General features: G+C 63.7%; 2 protein-coding genes and 1 pseudogene. 1 reads left to right on the top strand and 2 read right to left on the bottom strand.

What is annotated here, in order from left to right; translation table 11 throughout:
• Window positions 1-247 (bottom strand): annotated as a pseudogene (locus IMZ11_RS41960) (IS21 family transposase); the annotation flags it as partial.
• Between the two features lie 410 nt (window positions 248-657).
• Here IMZ11_RS41960 and IMZ11_RS41955 point away from each other — a divergent pair.
• Complete coding sequence (locus IMZ11_RS41955; RefSeq protein WP_052545499.1) at window positions 658-1,980, top strand: ISL3 family transposase; 1,323 nt, start codon at window positions 658-660, stop codon at window positions 1,978-1,980.
• A 7-nt stretch (window positions 1,981-1,987) separates the two neighbouring features.
• Here the strand turns inward: IMZ11_RS41955 and IMZ11_RS41950 are convergent, their stop codons facing one another.
• On the bottom strand, window positions 1,988-2,662 hold the full coding sequence (locus IMZ11_RS41950; protein WP_079599407.1) for a plasmid pRiA4b ORF-3 family protein: 675 nt from the start codon (window positions 2,660-2,662) through the stop codon (window positions 1,988-1,990).
• Window positions 2,663-3,172: the final 510 nt, after the last annotated feature.

Genomic DNA, 3,172 nt, shown 5'->3' with positions numbered 1-3,172 from the left:
TCCACCCCACCCGCTGGGCGATCACCGTTGCCGGCATTGTCGGGAACTGACCCAGCAGCACCCGGACCGCCATCTCGACCTGCGCCCACGCCGAGGTGACTACCGGCTTGCGTTCATACCGTGGCGGCGCCTCGGAACGCAGCGCCTTGGCCACCGTGTTTCGTGACAGGGCCAACTGCCGCGCGATCGCAGCCTGCGACAGCTTCTCCGACCGATACAGCCGGCGAATCTCCGCCCAATCCTCCACAGTGATCACTCTCCAATCGAAAGGTGAAGTGCTCACTTTTCAACCGGAACTACCTGCTCACTTTTCGACCGGAGCTGACACCTGTGCGCGCAGAACGTAGACGATAGGCAAGGGTTTCTGACCGTGCGCGAGCGCAAATTGCGGATTTATCACGACTATTGCGCCGCAACGCACGGTGTGGTGTGCGAGGGATTGCCGGGTGCAACCGGTGGTAGGCCGTGCAAGATCAATACGTCACAGATTGCGACCGCTGACCTGCTGCTGAGCGCCTTGGCCACCCTGGCGGTAGAGCTGAAAACCGGCTCTTCACAGATGAGGGTGTAGAGGTGGTTGGCGCGTCGTTGCCGGGATAGAGGTCGAGGTCTCTCGAAAATGAGGGTTCCTACACTCCTCATCCGAAAGACCTCGACGTGCCTGACGCTACCGGTCGGGCGGGCTTCGCCTGCGCTGACCTGACGACTTTCTGCCGCCTCGACGAACTTGGGCTGCAGGTGACCGGACAACGCCTTGAGCCCGGCCGTGCTGTGCTGGCGTGCCGGGTGACCGACGAGGACCGGTGGTGTCGTCGCTGCGGCGAAGAAGGCATCCCACGCGACAGCCTCACCCGTACTCTGGCCCATGAGCCGTTCGGGTGGCGCCCCACCACACTGCTGGTGACCATCCGTCGCTACCGGTGCGCCGGCTGCGCCCACGTGTGGCGACAAGACACCACCAGGATGGCCGAACCACGTGCCAAGCTGTCGCGGCGTGCTCTGCGGTGGGCGCTGGAAGCCATTGTCTGCCAGCATCTATCCGTGGCTCGCATCGCCGAAGCGCTCGCGGTGTCGTGGAACACCGCCAACAACGCGGTGCTGGCAGAAGGCCGACGGGTGCTGATCGCCGATCCGGCCCGTTTCGACGGCGTGGCGGTGATCGGCGTCGATGAGCACGTCTGGCGGCACACCCGTCGCGGTGACAGGTACGTCACCGTCATCATCGATCTCACCCCTGTGCGTGACGGGACCGGTCCGGCTCGGCTGCTCGACATGGTCGAGGGTCGCTCAAAAAAGGCGTTTCAGGACTGGTTGGCCGAGCGGCCGCAGGACTGGCGTGACGGCGTGGACGTTGTTGCTATGGATGGCTTCTCCGGGTTCAAGACCGCTACCGCCGAGGAACTGCCCGAGGCGGCGACGGTGATGGACCCTTTCCACGTGGTGCGCCTGGCTGGCAACGCCCTCGATGAGTGCCGCCGCCGGGTGCAGCTGGCGACATGTGGGCACCGCGGCCGCAAGTCCGACCCGCTCTACACCTGCCGACGCACCCTGCACACCGGTGCCGATCTGCTCACCGACCGCCAGCGCACCCGGCTGGCCGCCTTGTTCGCCGCCGACGCCCACGCAGAAGTCGAGGCCACCTGGCAGATGTATCAGCGCACCGTGGCCGCGTATCGTGAACCCGACCGCACGAAAGGCCGCACGATGATGGCGGCGCTGATCACCACGCTGAGCACCGGCGTTCCCAAGCCGCTGACCGAACTGATCACCCTGGGACGGACCCTGAAGAAGCGTGCCGCCGACGTGCTGGCCTACTTCGACCGCCCCGGCACCTCCAACGGGCCCACCGAAGCGATCAACGGCCGCCTCGAACACCTGCGCGGATCCGCGCTGGGCTTCCGCAACCTCACCAACTACATCGCCCGGTCACTGCTCGAGACCGGAGGCTTCCGAACTCAGCTCCTTGCACCTCGGCAGTGAAGAGTCCTCAACGCATATTCGACGCGGCCAGAGCGTCATTGGTCTCGGTCACCGAGAAACGATCGGGGTGCCAGCCTCGGGGCAGCCAGTCGCGCATCTCCTGCGCACCCAGCCCCATCGGTGTTGCCCGCGGGTCGTACCCGCCACGAACCCACGCAGCCAATTCCTCATAGCCGCCCAAGCCACCACAATCCTCCGGCGGGCAGGCCATCTTGCCCGCCAGGCACACCGGAGCCGAAGGTGGATCATCGAGAACGTCTTCGACCACCAGCACGTGCTCCCATCCGTCGCCGAAGTCGTAGTCATAGAACAACCGGTCGCCCTTACCGGAGACCACCTGATCCAGGCGCACACCGTCCTCGACGAGACCGTCGTCGCCTTCGCTGAGATCAAATCTGGTGACGAAGTAGGCACGGGTACGCCGGTCCGCCCCGACACCGAACTTATGCAGATGACCGTCCTGCCAGCCCATCGCAACCTGCAGCACGTCATGCAGCTCATCGAGCACGAGGTCACCCGGCAGGACCAGACGACGCCAGATCGGCGGCTTGGCGTACATCAGGTCGACCCGCACCCGGAAACCCCGCACACGCTCCGGCACAGCTCCCACCTCGGGTGTCGGTTCATCGAACACTCCCGCGAACAAATCCCGGCCAGCATCGGCCATCAGCTGTTGCAGCATCGACAGGTCCACACCACCCCCGGACACCGCGCTCTTCCTCTTACTCTTCCGCTTCTCCTCCGGCACACACCCAGCCAACCAGACACCCCAATCACAGGCCGACAGCAGCTGACCGTTCTACACCCTCAATCATGAAGAGCCGCATATGACCACGCCCATGACGCTTGGCAAACGAAGAAAGCCGCTTGGGACATCATAGGGGAGAACGTCGCTGGAGCAGGCCGCGTCCATGCGGCGTTTGAACAGGGAATTGTCGGAGCAGAACCCAAACCCGAGGATTTCCCAGAGGGAACAACCGCGACCCCCACAACAGTAGACGACAGCCATCGACAACTCGGCAACGGTTCCACCCAAGCTGCCTATACCGTGGCCGCCGAGTTAGTAAACGGCCCTAATAACCATATATCGCCCGAGTACTTCAACGGCAATACGCTAAAGACTCCTGCGGAAATCAGATCAGAATTCGGAGAATCTGGATGGGAAACATACAGCGGCCAACTAAATAGATAC

The sequence above is a fragment of the Microtetraspora sp. AC03309 genome, assembly GCF_020826795.1.
GTDB lineage: Bacteria > Actinomycetota > Actinomycetes > Streptosporangiales > Streptosporangiaceae > Microtetraspora > Microtetraspora glauca.
Note: the sequence above shows the minus strand (reverse complement) of the source record. Positions and strands in the feature narration are given on the sequence as shown.